The 16,288-nt window shown below is 70.6% G+C and carries 13 protein-coding genes; 8 read left to right on the top strand and 5 right to left on the bottom strand.

Going from position 1 to position 16,288, the window contains the following annotated elements; genetic code table 11:
• Positions 1-31 precede the first annotated feature (31 nt).
• From gltX to CP969_RS26765, 3 genes are all read right to left on the bottom strand, one after another.
• Complete coding sequence (gltX, locus tag CP969_RS26775) at positions 32-1,555, bottom strand: glutamate--tRNA ligase (RefSeq protein WP_004983049.1); 1,524 nt, start codon at positions 1,553-1,555, stop codon at positions 32-34.
• Entirely contained in the window at positions 1,548-2,333 is a 786-nt protein-coding gene (locus CP969_RS26770) for a fumarylacetoacetate hydrolase family protein (protein ID WP_004983050.1), read from the bottom strand. Before CP969_RS26770 ends, gltX begins: the two co-directional genes overlap by 8 nt.
• 261 nt (positions 2,334-2,594) lie before the next feature.
• Positions 2,595-2,783 (bottom strand): hypothetical protein, encoded by a 189-nt coding sequence (locus CP969_RS26765; protein WP_016824521.1) that lies wholly within the window; start codon positions 2,781-2,783, stop codon positions 2,595-2,597.
• A gap of 606 nt (positions 2,784-3,389) precedes the next feature.
• Here CP969_RS26765 and CP969_RS26760 point away from each other — a divergent pair.
• The 8 genes from CP969_RS26760 to CP969_RS26725 all read left to right on the top strand — a co-directional run bounded on the left by CP969_RS26760 (position 3,390) and on the right by CP969_RS26725 (position 13,838).
• Entirely contained in the window at positions 3,390-7,088 is a 3,699-nt protein-coding gene (locus CP969_RS26760; protein ID WP_026084854.1) for a sensor histidine kinase, read from the top strand.
• Between the two features lie 9 nt (positions 7,089-7,097).
• Positions 7,098-7,511, top strand: coding sequence for a roadblock/LC7 domain-containing protein (locus tag CP969_RS26755; RefSeq protein ID WP_004983056.1), 414 nt, complete (start codon positions 7,098-7,100; stop codon positions 7,509-7,511).
• A 111-nt stretch (positions 7,512-7,622) separates the two neighbouring features.
• Positions 7,623-8,018 (top strand): DUF742 domain-containing protein, encoded by a 396-nt coding sequence (locus CP969_RS26750; protein WP_004983059.1) that lies wholly within the window; start codon positions 7,623-7,625, stop codon positions 8,016-8,018.
• Positions 7,999-8,589 (top strand): GTP-binding protein, encoded by a 591-nt coding sequence (locus CP969_RS26745; protein WP_026084855.1) that lies wholly within the window; start codon positions 7,999-8,001, stop codon positions 8,587-8,589. The genes CP969_RS26750 and CP969_RS26745 overlap by 20 nt, the downstream gene beginning before the upstream one ends.
• Before the next feature lie 380 nt (positions 8,590-8,969).
• Positions 8,970-12,200: a sensor histidine kinase gene (locus CP969_RS26740; RefSeq protein ID WP_016824524.1), complete on the top strand. Its 3,231-nt coding sequence runs from the start codon at positions 8,970-8,972 to the stop codon at positions 12,198-12,200.
• 10 nt (positions 12,201-12,210) lie between these two features.
• Complete coding sequence (locus CP969_RS26735; RefSeq protein ID WP_004983065.1) at positions 12,211-12,624, top strand: roadblock/LC7 domain-containing protein; 414 nt, start codon at positions 12,211-12,213, stop codon at positions 12,622-12,624.
• A 94-nt stretch (positions 12,625-12,718) separates the two neighbouring features.
• Entirely contained in the window at positions 12,719-13,276 is a 558-nt protein-coding gene (locus tag CP969_RS26730; RefSeq protein ID WP_004983069.1) for a DUF742 domain-containing protein, read from the top strand.
• Positions 13,257-13,838: a GTP-binding protein gene (locus CP969_RS26725; protein ID WP_026084856.1), complete on the top strand. Its 582-nt coding sequence runs from the start codon at positions 13,257-13,259 to the stop codon at positions 13,836-13,838. The genes CP969_RS26730 and CP969_RS26725 overlap by 20 nt, the downstream gene beginning before the upstream one ends.
• A gap of 189 nt (positions 13,839-14,027) precedes the next feature.
• On the opposite strand, the gene CP969_RS26720 is transcribed toward CP969_RS26725, so the two are convergent.
• Positions 14,028-14,222, bottom strand: coding sequence for an acyl-CoA carboxylase epsilon subunit (locus tag CP969_RS26720; protein WP_016824526.1), 195 nt, complete (start codon positions 14,220-14,222; stop codon positions 14,028-14,030).
• Positions 14,223-14,279: 57 nt separating this feature from the next.
• Complete coding sequence (locus CP969_RS26715; protein WP_026084857.1) at positions 14,280-15,884, bottom strand: acyl-CoA carboxylase subunit beta; 1,605 nt, start codon at positions 15,882-15,884, stop codon at positions 14,280-14,282.
• Positions 15,885-16,288: the final 404 nt, after the last annotated feature.

Raw genomic sequence — 16,288 nt, 5'->3', positions numbered from 1 at the left:
CCCCGGGTGCCGCCCCTCGCCCGTACGGGCCCTACGCGGCGAGCTTGGCCAGGGCCGCGTCGATCCTGGCCAGCGTCTTCTCCTTGCCCAGGACCTCCAGCGACTCGAAGAGCGGCAGGCCGACCGTGCGGCCGGTGACGGCCACGCGGACGGGGGCCTGGGCCTTGCCGAGCTTGAGGCCGTGGGCCTCGCCGGCGGCCAGGACGGCCTCCTTCAGCGACTCGGCGGAGGTCCAGTCGGCCGCCTCCAGCTTCTCGCGGGCGGTGCGCAGCAGGGCGTCGGAGCCCTCCTTCATCGCCTTGTTCCAGGAGGCCTCGTCGAAGACCGGCTCCGGCAGGAACAGGAAGTCGACGTTCTCCGTGATCTCGGAGAGGACCTTCAGGCGGGTCTGCGCGTGCGGGGCGATGGCCTGCCACTTGGCCTCGTCGAAGGCCTCCGGCTCCCAGGGGGCGAAGGGGGCCCGGAGCCAGGGGGCGCAGCGCTCCGCGAAGTCCTCCGCGCCGAGCAGGCGAATGTGGTCGGCGTTGATCGCCTCGCACTTCTTGAGGTCGAAGCGGGCCGGGTTCGGCTGCACGTCCGTGACGTCGAAGGCCGCGACCATCTCGTCGATCGAGAAGACGTCCCGGTCGGCGGAGAGCGACCAGCCGAGCAACGAGAGGTAGTTGAGCAGGCCCTCGGGGAGGAAGCCGCGCTCGCGGTAGAGGTTCAGGGACGACTGCGGGTCGCGCTTGGAGAGCTTCTTGTTGCCCTCGCCCATGACGTACGGCAGGTGGCCGAAGGCCGGGACCTCCTTGGCGATGCCCAGCTCGATCAGCGCCTTGTACAGGGCGATCTGGCGCGGGGTGGAGGAGAGCAGGTCCTCGCCGCGCAGGACGTGGGTGATCTCCATCAGCGCGTCGTCGACCGGGTTGACCAGCGTGTACAGCGGGGCGCCGTTGGCGCGCACGATGCCGTAGTCCGGGACGTTCTCCGGGGTGAAGGTCAGCTCGCCGCGGACCAGGTCGGTGAAGGTGATCGTCTCGTCGGGCATGCGGAAGCGGACGATCGGCTCCCGGCCCTGGGCCTTGTACTCCTCGACCTGGGCGTCGCTCAGCTCACGGCAGTGGCCGTCGTACCCGGAGGGCCGGCCCGCGGCGCGAGCGGCCTCGCGGCGGGTGTCCAGCTCCTCCTGGGAGCAGTAGCAGTGGTAGGCGTGACCGCCGTCGAGGAGCTTGCGGGCCACGTCCCGGTAGATGTCCATGCGCTGCGACTGGCGGTACGGCGCGTGCGGGCCGCCGACCTCGGGGCCCTCGTCCCAGTCGAAGCCGAGCCAGCGCATCGCGTCGAGCAGCTGCTCGTAGGACTCCTCGGAGTCGCGGGCCGCGTCGGTGTCCTCGATGCGGAAGACCAGGGTGCCGCCGTGGTGCTTGGCGAACGCCCAGTTGAACAGGGCGGTGCGGACCAGGCCCACGTGGGGGTTACCGGTGGGCGAGGGGCAGAAACGGACGCGTGGGGGTGCCCCCTGTCCGAGCGGGGTCGAGGACTGGGGGGAGGGGGAGCCTGATGCGCTAGCCACGCTTGACAACCTTGTTGGTGAGAGTGCCGATGCCTTCGATGGTGACGGCGACCTCGTCGCCGACGTTGAGGGGGCCGACCCCGGCCGGGGTGCCCGTGAGGATGACGTCGCCCGGGAGCAGCGTCATGGCCTCGGAGATGTTGACGACCAGGTCCTCGATGGAGTGGATCATCTCGCTGGTGCGGCCGAGCTGGCGCTGGGCGCCGTTGACCGTGAGCTGGACGGTCAGGTCGCTCGCGGCGGCGAGGTCCAGGCCCGTCTCCACCCAGGGGCCGAGCGGGCAGGAGGTGTCGAAGCCCTTGGCCCGGGCCCACTGCTTCTCGCGCTTCTGGACGTCACGCGCGGTGATGTCGTTGGCGCAGGTGTAGCCGAAGATCACGTCCTTGACGCGTTCGCGCGGGACCTCGCGGCACAGCCGGCCGATGACCACGGCCAGCTCGGCCTCGTGGTGCACCTCCCGGGAGAAGGAGGGGTACTGGATCTCGTCGCCGGGGCCGATGACCGAGGTGGCGGGCTTGAAGAAGGCGAACGGCTCCTCGGGCACCTCGTTGCCCATCTCCCTGGCGTGCTCGGCGTAGTTGCGGCCGAAGGCCACCACCTTGTTGGGGAGCACCGGGGGCAGCAGCCTGACCTTGCTCAGCGGGACCTTCGTACCGGAGAGCTCGAAGTCCGTGAACGGGATGCCCTTGATGATGTCCAGGACGAGCTCGTCCTGCTGGTCGCCCTCGACCGCGCCGAAGGCGACGTTCCCGTCGATGGAGAATCTGGCGATGCGCACGGGATGCTTGGCCCCTTGACTTAAGCGGCTGGAGTCTGACGCTCCAGGCTAACGCGGTACGACCTCCCGTTCTCGCGCATTGCGGGCGCCGTCGCCCGGTGCGCGGGGCGCCCCGCGCACGGCGAGGGGCGCCCCGGTGGAACGTGGGGCGCCCCTCGTGCCGCGTGGCGGGCCGGTGTCACCGGCCGGACGCGGTGGCGTTGAGCGATGCGCGGCCGGTGTGCGTACTGATCGGTGCGATCAGCGCGGTCGGCGTCCGGGTCAGTGCGCGGCGCCGGCCGTGACCGGGATCTCCATGAGGACGGTGCGCCTGGGGTTGGCGGTCTGGGCCGGAAGGTCGACGGGGTGTTCCTGCTGGACCGGCGTCTGCAGTTCGTCGGCGCCGTCGAGGTGCGCCAGCGTGGTGCGTCGCGGGTTGGCGATCTTGTGGAACATCATCGTCGTCTTCACTGTTTACTTCGACCTTGTCCTGTTCGCGGCGCCCACCGGGGTACGGGGACCCGGGTGACGGGCGCGGGTTGTCGGTTTTGCCATCCCTGTAAAGCGTCAGGCTAAACATGCAATTCCCCGCCGACGGCGCTCGAAGGCCGGGATCTTGGTGTGATTTTGCTCACGAACTATTGAACAAATGGACCAATACGGACAGGCGCCCCGCCCCTCCGAAACGGACATTGCCCCCCTGAAGCCACCATTCCGCTCCTGATCATGGCGACTGGGACACCCGGAGCGACCGGTCGACTCGTGAGCGTACGCCCGGTTTGGGGGAGCTCCCTTTCTACCCGTGGTGACTCGCCACTCACGCGGTGTCACGTATGTCACGGGTGGGCCTACGGGCCTTGTTGGAGATCCGGCACTGTGCTGGAATTCCACGGACCGCCGCAGGATCGAGCCGGCGCACAGGGGGCGCACAGACGCGCCGAGTGGCGGCGAGATGGGGGGAACCAGCGCCGGTCACTCACGACCACCACGGGGGCGTATTCAGGGCGCCCCTATGACGCCGACACCGTGCCCCGTCGTTCACGCGGAGGGGTGCCTGGTCCAGAGGTTGCGACGCTAGTGCAGGGACGTTTCAAGAGGGATGGCAGCGCTTCGGCGGAGCCGGAGCCGCACGGCGGGACTGGCCCGATGGCCGTCAGCTCCTCGCCCCAGCACGCCCAGAACCAGGGCCCGGCCGTGTCCGGCGACAGCGGCGACCGGACCGGGCGTCCCGGCGCGTCCGCGGGGACGTCGGACCCGGTCGACGAGGTGGCGCCGAAGGGCCCGACCGGCCCCGGACCGCGCATAGCCCTGCGCAACTGGCGCATCTCGACCCGTCTGGTGTCGCTGCTCGCGCTCCCGGTGGTCGCGGCCACCTCGCTGGGTGCGCTGCGCATCAGCCAGTCGATGGACGACATCCAGCAGCTCGACAACATGAAGCTGCTGACGGACATGACCAAGCAGGCCACCGAACTGGCCGCCGCGCTCCAGGAGGAGCGCGACCAGTCGGCCGGCCCGCTGGCGCACGGCGGCAAGAGCACCGACTTCACGGTCAAGGGCTACCGCGAGAAGACCGACCGTGCGATGGAGAACTTCCTCGACAGCTCCGAGGAGATCGACAACGCGGCCAAGGACGGCAACCTCAAGGGGGTCCGCGACAACCTGGTCCAGCTCACCGGCGAGCTGGGCGACATCGCGAAGATCCGCAACACGGCCTACACGTCGGAGAAGAACTCCACGCAGACCGTCGAGGCGTACCACCGCCTGATCGAGAACCTGATCGACCTCTCGCAGGACATGGCGGAGGCGACCAGCAACCCCGAGATGATCCAGCGCACCCGCGCCCTGGCGTCCTTCTCCTCCGCCAAGGAGTACGCCTCGATCCAGCGCGCGGTCCTCGCGGCGGCGCTGCCCGCCAGCAACACCACCACCGGTGAACTCTCCGACAACGACCGGCTCTACGCCGAGTCGGCGCTGACGAACCAGAAGTCCGAGATCCGCAGCTTCAAGAGCATCTACGGCGAGACCGCCGCCGCCGAGCTGCTCCTGCCGATCGAGGACGGCAACAACATCATCAAGGCCACCGACGAGTACGCCGGGCGTGCCCTGGCCTCGGAGTTCGGCCTCAAGTCGGTGGGCAAGCGGTCCTACCGGGACTGGCTGGACGACAGCTCCACCAAGATCCAGCAGATGAAGAACATCGAGCACAGGCTGCTCGAGGAGATGGAGCAGAAGGCCCGTGAGCTGCGCGCCGCCACCGAGCGCGACGCGATCATCTCCGGTGCGCTGATCCTCATCGTGCTCGGCGTCTCGCTGGTCGGCGCCTTCGTCGTGGCCCGCTCCATGATCCGCTCGCTGCGCCGGCTGGAGGACACCGCGACCAAGGTCGCCCAGGAACGCCTGCCCGAACTGGTCAAGCAGCTCTCCGAGTCCGACCCGCAGGACGTCGACACGTCCGTGGAGTCGGTCGGTGTGCACTCCCGGGACGAGATCGGCCGAGTGGCCGCGGCCTTCGACGACGTGCACCGCGAGGCGGTCCGCCTCGCCGCCGAGCAGGCCCTGCTGCGGGGCAACGTCAACGCGATGTTCACCAACCTCTCGCGCCGCTCCCAGGGCCTCATCCAGCGTCAGCTCTCGCTCATCTCCGAACTGGAGTCCCGCGAGGCCGACCCGGACCAGCTCTCCTCGCTGTTCAAGCTGGACCACCTCGCCACGCGTATGCGCCGTAACGGTGAGAACCTGCTGGTCCTCGCGGGTGAGGAGCCCGGCCGCCGGTGGACCCGTCCGGTCCCGCTGGTCGACGTGCTGCGTGCCGCCGCGTCCGAGGTGGAGCAGTACGAGCGCATCGAGCTGTCCTCCGTGCCGACCACCGAGGTGGCCGGCCGGGTCGTCAACGACCTCGTGCACCTGCTCGCCGAGCTGCTGGAGAACGCGACCTCGTTCTCCTCGCCGCAGACCAAGGTCAAGGTCACCGGTCACGCGCTGCCCGACGGCCGGGTGCTGATCGAGATCCACGACACCGGTATCGGTCTGTCCCCGGAGGACCTGGCGGCGATCAACGAGCGGCTCGCCTCGCCGCCCACCGTGGACGTCTCCGTCTCCCGCCGCATGGGTCTGTTCGTGGTCGGCCGCCTGTCGCAGCGCCACGGCATCCGCATCCAGCTCCGCCCGTCCGACTCCGGTGGTACGACCGCGCTGGTCATGCTGCCCGTCGACGTCGCCCAGGGCGGCAGGAAGCCCCAGGGCAAGCCGGGCCAGCCGGGTGTCGGTGGCCCCGCCGCCGCGCAGGCGGCCGCCGGTGCCGCCGCCGCGCGCCGGAACGCCGGTGGCGGTCAGGGCGGTGCACCCGGGGGCCTGCTCGGCGCCGGTCAGGGCCCGCGGACCGCGCTGCCCGGACGGGACGGCGCGGGCCGGCCCGACGGGTCACGGGGGCCGCAGGGCCAGCCGGGCAACTCCACGCCGTCGCTGTTCGACCGGGGTGCTCCCTCCGCGCCGCCGCAGGGCCGTCCGGCCGGCGCCGGCGCCGGCTTCGGAGGCCAGGCGCCGGGTGCCCCGCAGGGGCTGCAGGCCGCGGGTCCGGGCGGTGCGCAGGACCGGGACGCCTTCGGTGGCGGCCGGGGCCAGGTGCCCCCGCAGCGCGGCAACGGCAACGACAACGCCGAGCGCGGCCGTCGTCCGCAGCTCCCGCCGCGCGGTGGTCCGCGCGCCGAGCTGCCCGGTGGCGACCCGCAGCAGCGCACGCCCAGTTGGAGCGACGAGAACGCCCAGCCCCCGGTGCCGCGCGCCTCGCTGGACGCCCCGCGCGGCCACGAGGAGCCGGACGTCTCCCGGACCGCCCCCATGCCCCGGTTCGACGACCGGCAGGGGCCCGGCGCCACGGCGGAGATCCCCCGGTTCGACGACCGGCAGAACGCCGGTCCGTCCGGCTACGGCTTCCCCGACCCCGGGCAGCACACGGGCCAGTACGCCCAGCCCGGCGCGAACGACGCCCAGAACACGGGCCAGTTCAGCCGCAGCGACGTCTTCGGTGCCTCCCAGGGCCGGCCGGGCGGTCAGCAGGACCCGTCCGCGACGGGCCCGTTCGCGGCCCCGCAGGGCTACGACAACGGCGCCACCGGCCCGTACCCGGTGGCGGGCCAGGACAACGGCGCCACGGGCCGGCACGCCCTCCCGCAGGGCCCGGGCCCCATGGACCCGGCCGACACCGGCCGGTTCGAGCGTCCGCAGCGCAACGGCGCGCACGGAGCCGACTTCGGCGCCCCGCGTCCGCCCGCCCCGCAGCAGCAACCGGTCCGCCACGAGCCGGAGGCCCTGCCCCCGGCGCCCGGCCCCGGCGACGGGCGTACGCCGCTGTACGACACCCTGGAGACCAACTGGTTCCGCGGGGGTGGCGGTGGCCAGGAACAGGGCAACGACTCCGCTGCGGCACCCCAGCAGCAGTCCCAGCAGCCGCAGGGGCCCACCGGCCCGCAGCGGTCCGCTTCCCCCGCCTGGCGCAGCTCGCCCAACGACGAGCTGGTCCGGCAGGCCGAACGCGTCCGGCAGCCGGCCGCGGGCGGCGTCACCACCTCCGGCCTGCCGCGCCGGGTGCCCAAGGCGAACCTCGTCCCGGGCACGGCTCAGCAGCAACCGCACCAGAGCGGTCCCCAGGTCTCGCGCGCCCCCGATGACGTGCGCGGCCGGCTGACCAATCTCCGTCGGGGTATCGCACAGGGTCGTCAGGCCGGGTCCACCCAGACCGGCAGCTTCCCGCGGCCCACTCACCAGCAGGAGCGTTAGTTGAGTCAGATGAGCCAGGCGGCACAGAATCTCAACTGGTTGATCACCAACTTCGTGGACAACACCCCCGGGGTGTCCCACACCGTCGTCGTGTCCGCCGACGGTCTTCTTCTGGCCTTGTCCGAGGGCTTTCCGCGCGACCGCGCGGACCAGCTCGCGGCCGTGGCGTCGGGACTGACCTCCCTGACGGCCGGCGCCTCCCGGATCTTCGAGGGCGGCAACGTCGCCCAGACGGTCGTCGAGATGGAGAGGGGATTCCTCTTCCTCATGTCCGTCTCGGACGGCTCGTCCCTCGCCGTCCTGGCGCATCCCGAGTGCGACATCGGCCTCGTCGGCTACGAAATGGCGCTGCTGGTCGATCGCGCCGGCGCAGTCCTCACCCCGGATCTGCGCGCCGAGCTCCAGGGAAGTCTGCTCCACTGATCGGCCTCGGCACCACCCGTCTCACCAAATCACCGTCCGGCCGCCACATTCCCCCCACCGGCCCCGTCAGACGGCTTGACTGACCGACTTGCTGTCCCGCCCGGAGGATTCATGACCCCGCCCACCGCCTCTCATGATCCGTACGCGGAGCCGTACGAGGATGAGGGCGACCAGCCGCTGGTCCGTCCCTATGCGATGACCGGCGGCCGGACCAGGCCGCGCTACCAGCTCGCCATCGAGGCACTGGTCAGCACGACGGCCGATCCGGCAGCGCTCATGGGGCTCCTTCCGGAGCATCAGCGCATCTGCCACCTGTGCCGTGAGGTGAAGTCGGTCGCCGAGGTCTCGGCACTGCTCAACATGCCGCTGGGTGTGGCAAGAATCCTGGTGGCGGACCTCGCGGAAGCGGGTCTGGTCGCCATTCACCAGCCGGGCGGCGACGAAACGACCGGCGCCCCGGATGTGACACTGCTCGAAAGGGTGCTCAGTGGACTTCGCAACCTCTAGCGGCGGGGCGGTCTCCGAAAGCCGTTCCACCACCTCCGCGAAGATCGTGGTGGCGGGCGGCTTCGGCGTGGGCAAGACCACGTTCGTCGGCGCCGTCTCGGAGATCAACCCGCTGCGCACGGAGGCCGTCATGACGTCTGCTTCGGCGGGCATCGACGACCTCACCCACACCGGGGACAAGACGACCACCACGGTCGCCATGGACTTCGGCCGCATCACGCTCGACCAGGACCTGATCCTGTACCTGTTCGGCACCCCCGGCCAGGACCGCTTCTGGTTCATGTGGGACGACCTGGTGCGCGGCGCCATCGGCGCGGTCGTCCTCGTCGACACCCGCCGGCTCGCCGACTGCTTCCCGGCCGTCGACTACTTCGAGAACAGCGGACTGCCCTTCGTCGTCGCCCTGAACGGCTTCGACGGACAGCAGCCCTATCAGCCCGAAGAGGTGCGCGAGGCACTGCAGATCGGCCCCGACACCCCCATCATCACCACCGACGCCCGCCACCGCGCGGACGCCAAGAGTGCGCTGATCACGCTGGTCGAACACGCTCTCATGGCGCGCCTGCGGTAGATCCAAATCACGCGCCGCGTACGGCAGTTGCCGTAGACGACGACCCGTAGCCGGTTGTGTCCTTCGACACGGCCGGCCTCGGCGTTCATAACGTTTCGGCAGAGGAATCGGGCGAAGCCCACCACTCGACGCGGTCGATCGGTGTCACTGTGCGCACGAACCTCCTGTCTTTTGACAAGGCTCGCTCTTTATGACCGTTTTATCTGGGGCTTGCATCACTCGGAATGCCCGCTCTCCACTGTTTGGAAGAGCGCAGCTCGGCATGCTGGAATGCCTGAACTGCCCAATAGTCAAAGACGTACTCAGTAGTCGATGGCATGTCGGGCTCTGAGACACTGCGGCACAACGTTGGTGCCGACCGCCGAGAGGTTGTTGGTCGAGTGAGGCGAAGCAAGAACAGTCCCGAGCCGTCGGCCCGGGGCAACTTCACCCCGCCGCCGCGCGCAGCGGCACCCGCCCCCGTGTCCGACACCGAGTCGGCGGGCGCGCCCGCTCCCAGCAGCGGGCGCCTCACCCCGCGCAACTGGCGGGTGGCGACCAGGCTGAACGCGATCCTGCTCCTTCCCGTGCTGGTCGGCCTGGTCATGGGCGGCTTCCAGGTGAAGGGCTCGATCGACACCTGGCAGGAGGCCGAGGACGCGGAGAAGACCGCGCGCCTGGTGCAGGCCTCCCTCACCTACGCCAACGCCCTCTACAACGAGCGGGACGTCACGGCGACCCCGCTGCTGCAGGGCAAGGGCCAGCAGGACTCCACCGTCACCGAGGCCCGCGAGGCCACCGACAAGGCCGCCGACGCCTTCAACGAGGCGGCGCAGGACATGCCGGGCACAGCGGGTCTGAAGCGCCGGCTGAACCTGTTCCGCGAGGTCGAGCCGAAGCTCACGACGCTGCGCGCGGGCGCGTACACCTCCAAGCTCAAGGGCGTGGAGACCGAAGAGGGCTACGTCGAGGTGGCCAACCCTCTGATGCAGTTCGCCAACGAACTCGGCCTGGGCACCGGCAACATCACCAGCTACGGCCGTACGGTCTACGCGATCTCGCTGACCAAGGCGGCCGTGTCGCTGCAGCGGTCCATCGGTATGCACATGCTGGTGAAGCCCGGCCCCACCGACAGCCAGCTCGCCAGCCAGCGCGTCGCGCTCTCGTCCTACGCCTACCTCGAGGGCATCGCCGTCCGGGAGTACCTCGGCGGTGGCACCGAGGCCGACGCCGCCAAGCTGGACGAGATCACGCAGGAGATCCAGGCCGACGGCAAGGCCATGGCCCAGGAGGCCAAGGACAAGGACCCGGACTACGTCGCACCGCCCGCGAACCCGGTCACGATGGTCTCCGAACTGGCCCGGCTCGACACCACCGGCGAGGCCGCCCGCGCCGGCCTCGCCGGACAGGGCATCACCCCCGAGAACTGGTGGGCGGTGAACACCCTCAAGTTCGACGGCTACGGCCGGATCGAGACGGACCTCGCCGACACCGCGGTGAACGAGGCCTCCCAGATCGCCGACGACGCCCAGCGCGACGCCTACATCACCGGTGCCGCCGTCGTGGTCGCCCTGCTCGCCGCGTTCATCGTGGCCGGCATGGTGGCCCGTCAGATGAGCCGCTCCATGCGCCAGCTGCGCAACGCCGCCTTCGGCATCGCCGAGCAGCGGCTGCCGATGCTGGTCGACCAGCTCTCCCGCACCGACCCCGGCCGGGTCGACACCCGGGTCGCGCCGATCCCGATCACCTCCACGGACGAGATCGGCGAGGTCGCCCGCGCCTTCGACCAGGTCCACCGCGAGGCCGTCCGGCTCGCCGCCGAGCAGGCGCTGCTGCGGGGCAACATCAACGCGATCTTCACCAACCTCTCGCGCCGCAACCAGTCGCTGATCGAGGGCCAGCTGACCCTGATCACCGACCTGGAGAACAACGAGGCCGACCCGGACCAGCTGGAGAACCTCTTCAAGCTGGACCACCTGGCCACCCGTATGCGCCGCAACGGCGAGAACCTCCTCGTCCTCGCCGGCGAGGAGCCGGGCCGCCGCTGGGACCAGCCGGTGCCGCTGGTCGACGTGTTGCGCGCCGCCTCCTCCGAGGTGGAGCAGTACGAGCGCATCGAACTGTCCGGCGTCCCCGACGCCGAGATCCACGGCCGGGCCGTGACCGACCTCGTGCACCTGCTCGCCGAGCTCCTGGAGAACGCCACGACGTTCTCCTCCCCGCAGACCAAGGTCCGCGTCACCGCGACCCGTCTCCCCGACGGCCGCGTGATGATCGAGATCCACGACAAGGGCATCGGCCTGACCGCCGAGGACTTCGCGGACATCAACCACAAGCTGGCCAACCCGCCGACCGTGGACGCCGCGATCTCGCAGCGCATGGGCCTGTTCGTGGTCGGCCGGCTGTCCGACCGGCACGGCATCCGCGTCCAGCTGCGCCCCTCGGGCGAGCAGGCCGGTACGACCTCGCTGGTCATGCTGCCGGACGCGATCACCCACGGCGGTGGCGGCGAGCAGCAGATGGGCCCCGACGAGTTCACCGTCTCGCAGATCATCCCGGAACAGAACTTCCAGGGCGAGGACTTCAACCAGCCCCTGCGCACCGCGGCGGAGCTCGGCTTCGACGACAGCCGCTACACCGAGGCCCCGGACGACATACGCGGCCTGGACCCGGTCGGCCGTTCCCTGATGCGCGAGGAGCGCCGGGCGGCCCTGGAGGCCCAGGCGCACCCCCAGCAGCCCGAGTCGGGCGCCCCGAACGGCCAGAACGCCCCCGAGGCGCCCGCGTACCCCGACGAGTTCGCCGCCCCGCAGGGCTACGACAACGGCCAGGGTTACGACGGCTACCAGGAGCAGCGGACCGCCGGGTACGACCAGCAGGCGTACGGCAACGGACAGCAGGCGGCGTACGGCGAGGACTACTACGCGCCCGGCGGCCACCTGCCGCAGAACGACGGCTTCCCGGCGCCCGGCGGCTACCAGGACCCCTCCTACGCCGAGCCGGCCCAGGAGAACCGCTCGGCGGACGCCTCCGCCACCGAGTCCTTCCCGGCCTTCGCCGAGCGGCGCCGTGAGGACGACTGGCCGCAGCAGGACGGCTACCCCAACGGCTACCCCGCCCAGTACCCTGCGGGTGCCCAGGAACCGGAATCCGCGCAGGCCGCTGACGCAGGTGAGCGGGACGGCGTAGGCTTCGACCGTCCGGGACCGGCCCCCTCCGAAGGTCACGACCTGACCGACGCCGGACTTCCCCGCCGCGGATCCACCGCGAACGGCGCGGGCGGCGCACGGCGCGTGAACCAGGAGCCGCCGGCCTCCACCCCGGAGAGCAACGGCGGCAGCGGCTGGCGCTCGGCGAACGACGAGCGCTGGCAGCAGGCCTCGCAGCTCCGGAAGCCCAAGGCGGGCGGAGTGACCTCCTCCGGCCTGCCGCGGCGGGTGCCCAAGGCCAACCTGGTCCAAGGTTCCGCCGAAACCACTCCCCAGGGAGGCCCACAGGTCTCCCGCGCCCCGGAGGACGTCCGGGGCAGACTGAGCAACCTGCGGCGCGGCGTCCAACGGGGCCGCACCGCAGGCAGTGAAACGAACGGCCAGGGCTTCGGTCCTGACAGCACCTACAACCAGGAGCGTTAGTGTGAGCCCGATGAGCCAGGCGGCACAGAACCTGAACTGGTTGATCACCAACTTCGTGGACAACACCCCGGGGGTGTCCCACACGGTGGTGGTCTCCGCCGACGGACTCCTTCTGGCGATGTCCGAAGGCTTCCCCCGCGACCGCGCCGACCAGCTCGCGGCCGTCGCCTCCGGTCTGACGTCTCTGACGGCAGGCGCCTCCCGGATCTTCGAGGGCGGCAGCGTGAACCAGACGGTTGTGGAGATGGAGCGGGGATTCCTCTTCATCATGTCCATTTCCGACGGTTCGTCACTCGCGGTCCTCGCACATCCCGAGGCGGACATCGGCCTCATCGGGTACGAGATGGCCCTCCTGGTCGACCGGGCCGGTACGGTCCTGACACCGGATCTCCGGGCGGAGCTCCAGGGAAGCCTTCTCAACTAACAAAGGGACGGTGCGCTTGAGCGTCCCGGAGCCGTAAGGTTTCGGGACGCGGCTCCACAGTCATGGGTGCCCGGCACAGTCGGAGGAGGAGAAAGTGGCAACACCCCCAGGCGGTTCGTCTTCGGGCAACTGGTCGTACGGCCCTGCCCAGGGCCAGAACGACGCCCAGAGCGGATACGGCTACCCCTCCCCCGGCCACCAGCAGCCGTACGCGCCGCAGGGCCCCGGCCCTTCGCCGTACGACCAGCCGCGTGTCCAGCCCGTGCAGCCGCAGCGCCGCACCCCCGAGCCGACGCCCGCCGGGTCGTCGAGCAACCCACTGGTGCGTCCGTACGCGATGACGGGCGGCCGCACCAGGCCGCGGTACCAGCTCGCCATCGAGGCACTGGTGCACACCACTGCGCAGCCGCATCAGATGCAGGGGCAGCTGCCCGAGCATCAGCGGATCTGCAACCTCTGCCGGGAGATCAAGTCGGTGGCCGAGATCTCGGCCCTGCTGACCATTCCTCTCGGCGTGGCCAGGATCCTCGTCGCCGACTTGGCGGAGGCGGGACTGGTCGCCATCCATCAGCCCGGCGGCGACGAGAACGCCGGCGGCCAGCCAGACGTGACACTGCTCGAAAGGGTGCTCAGTGGACTTCGCAAGCTCTAGCGGCGGTCCTTCCCGCTCCACCACCTCCGCGAAGATCGTGGTGGCGGGCGGCTTCGGCGTGGGCAAGACCACGTTCGTCGGCGCCGTCTCGGAGATCAACCCGCTGCGCACGGAGGCCGTCATGACGTCTGCTTCGGCGGGCATCGACGACCTCACCCACACCGGGGACAAGACGACCACCACGGTCGCCATGGACTTCGGCCGCATCACGCTCGACCAGGACCTGATCCTGTACCTGTTCGGCACCCCCGGCCAGGACCGCTTCTGGTTCATGTGGGACGACCTGGTGCGCGGCGCCATCGGCGCGGTCGTCCTCGTCGACACCCGCCGGCTCGCCGACTGCTTCCCGGCCGTCGACTACTTCGAGAACAGCGGACTGCCCTTCGTCATCGCGCTGAACGGCTTCGACGGACAGCAGCCGTACCAGCCGGACGAGGTGCGCGAGGCACTGCAGATCGGCCCCGACACCCCCATCATCACCACCGACGCCCGCCACCGCGCGGACGCCAAGTCGACGCTGATCACGCTCGTGGAGCACGCGTTGATGGCGCGTCTGCGGTAGCGCGGACCGGTGTGCGCGACGCCCCCTGCGGCCTCCGGGCCACAGGGGGTCTTTGTCTGCCGGGCGCGGGGCCGTCCGTGGCCGGTCGCGCCGTTCCCCGGGCCCCCGGGTCCCCAAGGGGCACGGCTCCGGCGGGCGTTCACGCGAAGAGGCCCCTCCGTGCGGAGGGGCCTCTTCGCGTCGGTGAGGTCAGTGCCAGCTGTGCGGGGCGCGGAAGCCCGGCTCGCGTTCCAGGCGCCGCCAGCCGGCGCGGACGCGGCCGCCGTGGGCCGGGGCGATCTCGGCGGGGCGGGCGGCGGCGCGGGCCAGCAGGAGGGCCGTGATGGCGGCGACCTCCTCGGGCTCGGCGTGGCCCTTCTCGACGCGGATGTCAGGTGTGCTCATGGGTGTCAGTCTCCCTGGGAGAGGGGACCGCGGGGTTGCCGCGTGGGGTCCGTCGGGTTACTGGGGCGGGTTGCCGTGCTTGCGGGAGGGCAGGTCGGCGTGCTTGGTCTGGAGCATCGCCAGGGCCCCGACGAGCACCTCACGGGTCTCGGCGGGGTCGATCACGTCGTCGACCAGGCCGCGCTCGGCCGCGTAGTAGGGGTGCATCAGCTCGGCCTTGTACTCCTTGACCATCTTCTGCCGCATGGCCTCGGGGTCCTCGGCCTCGGCGATCTGGCGGCGGAAGATGACGTTGGCCGCGCCCTCCGCGCCCATCACGGCGATCTCGTTCGTCGGCCAGGCGTAGGTCAGGTCGGCGCCGATGGACTGGCTGTCCATGACGATGTAGGCACCGCCGTACGCCTTGCGCAGGATCAGCGAGATCCGCGGCACGGTCGCGTTGCAGTACGCGTAGAGCAGCTTCGCGCCGTGCCGGATGATGCCGCCGTGCTCCTGGTCGACCCCCGGCAGGAAGCCGGGCACGTCCAGGAAGGTGAGGATCGGGATGTTGAAGGCGTCGCACATCTGCACGAAGCGGGCGGCCTTCTCGGACGCCTCGATGTCCAGCACGCCGGCCAGCACCTGGGGCTGGTTGGCGACGATGCCGACGACCCGGCCGTCCATCCGGGCCAGCGCGCAGATGATGTTGCGCGCCCAGCGCTCGTGGACCTCCAGGTACTCGCCGTCGTCGACGATCTCCTCGATGACCTTGGCCATGTCGTACGGGCGGTTGCCGTCCACCGGGACCAGGTCCAGCAGCGCGTCGCCGCGCCGGTCGGGGGCGTCGGCGGCCTCCGCCCGGGGCGGGTTCTCCCGGTTGTTCTGCGGCAGCAGCGACAGCAGGTAGCGCACCTCCGCCAGGCACGTCTCCTCGTCGTCGTAGGCGAAGTGGCAGACGCCGGAGGTCTCCGCGTGCACGTCCGCGCCGCCCAGGCCGTTCTGGGTGATCTCCTCGCCGGTGACCGCCTTGACCACGTCGGGGCCGGTGATGAACATCTGCGAGGTGTCGCGGACCATGAACACGAAGTCCGTCAGGGCGGGGCTGTAGGCGGCGCCGCCGGCGCACGGACCCAGCATCACGCTGATCTGCGGGATCACGCCCGAGGCCTTGGTGTTGCGCTGGAAGATGCCGCCGTAGCCGGCCAGCGCCGAGACGCCCTCCTGGATCCGCGCGCCGGCGCCGTCGTTCAGCGACACCAGCGGGGCGCCGGCCGCGATGGCCATGTCCATGATCTTGTGGATCTTCGTGGCGTGGGCCTCGCCCAGCGCACCGCCGAAGATGCGGAAGTCATGGGCGTAGACGAAGACCGTGCGGCCCTCCACCGTGCCCCAGCCGGTGACCACACCGTCCGTGTACGGCTTCCTGGCCTCCAGACCGAAGCCGGTGGCCCGGTGCCGGCGCAGCTGCTCGACCTCGCGGAAGGAGCCGGGGTCCAGCAGCAGCTCGATGCGTTCCCGTGCGGTCAGCTTGCCCTTGGCGTGCTGCGCCGCCGTCGCCTTCTCGCTCGGCCCGGCCACCGCCTGCTCGCGGATCCCGTGCAGTTCGGCCACGCGTCCGCGCGCGTCGGTCGGTTCGCCCGGCAGGTCGGTCGGCTCACCCGGCGCCTCATCCAAAACGGTCATGTAGTGACCTTACGAAGCCCACCGGGGAATGCGAGCCGTTGACTCCTCACAGTCTCCAAGGCGTTTTCCTGGTACCCCTGAACAGAACCACGGCCGCATGCAGGCGTTCCAACTGCTCAGAGGGCGTACGGCTTGTAGGGGTCGCACAAAGCCGTCGGCTGAGAGTCACCTCACATCCGGGGGTGGCGCATACCTCCCCGCGGGTGATGCCCGGCCCCCGGGCGGCGGCCGACGGCTGGGATCCCCGCGGAATCACCGGTCCACCGCGCCCCTCGTACGGGGTACTTCCAGATGATCTTCAGCGGTTCGCCCGTTCGGGTCGCTTCGCCACGCAGAGCGTAGCGGTACGGCCGCGGCGGGACCGGAGCCGGGGCCGGAGGGAGGGACGGTGACGGTCCGATGGG

It is taken from the genome of Streptomyces viridosporus T7A, assembly GCF_008704515.1.
Taxonomy (GTDB): domain Bacteria; phylum Actinomycetota; class Actinomycetes; order Streptomycetales; family Streptomycetaceae; genus Streptomyces; species Streptomyces viridosporus.
This window is presented reverse-complemented; position numbering and strand designations above follow the sequence as displayed.

What these genes read in the sequence shown, in the direction of transcription:
- CP969_RS26755 (WP_004983056.1), top strand. Translation starts at nt 7,098, where the DNA reads ATGAGCCAGGCGGCACAGAATCTCAACTGGTTGATCACCAACTTCGTG.
- CP969_RS26750 (WP_004983059.1), top strand. Translation starts at nt 7,623, where the DNA reads ATGACCCCGCCCACCGCCTCTCATGATCCGTACGCGGAGCCGTACGAG.
- CP969_RS26735 (WP_004983065.1), top strand. Translation starts at nt 12,211, where the DNA reads ATGAGCCAGGCGGCACAGAACCTGAACTGGTTGATCACCAACTTCGTG.
- CP969_RS26720 (WP_016824526.1), bottom strand. Translation starts at nt 14,222, where the DNA reads ATGAGCACACCTGACATCCGCGTCGAGAAGGGCCACGCCGAGCCCGAG.
- CP969_RS26715 (WP_026084857.1), bottom strand. Translation starts at nt 15,884, where the DNA reads ATGACCGTTTTGGATGAGGCGCCGGGTGAGCCGACCGACCTGCCGGGC.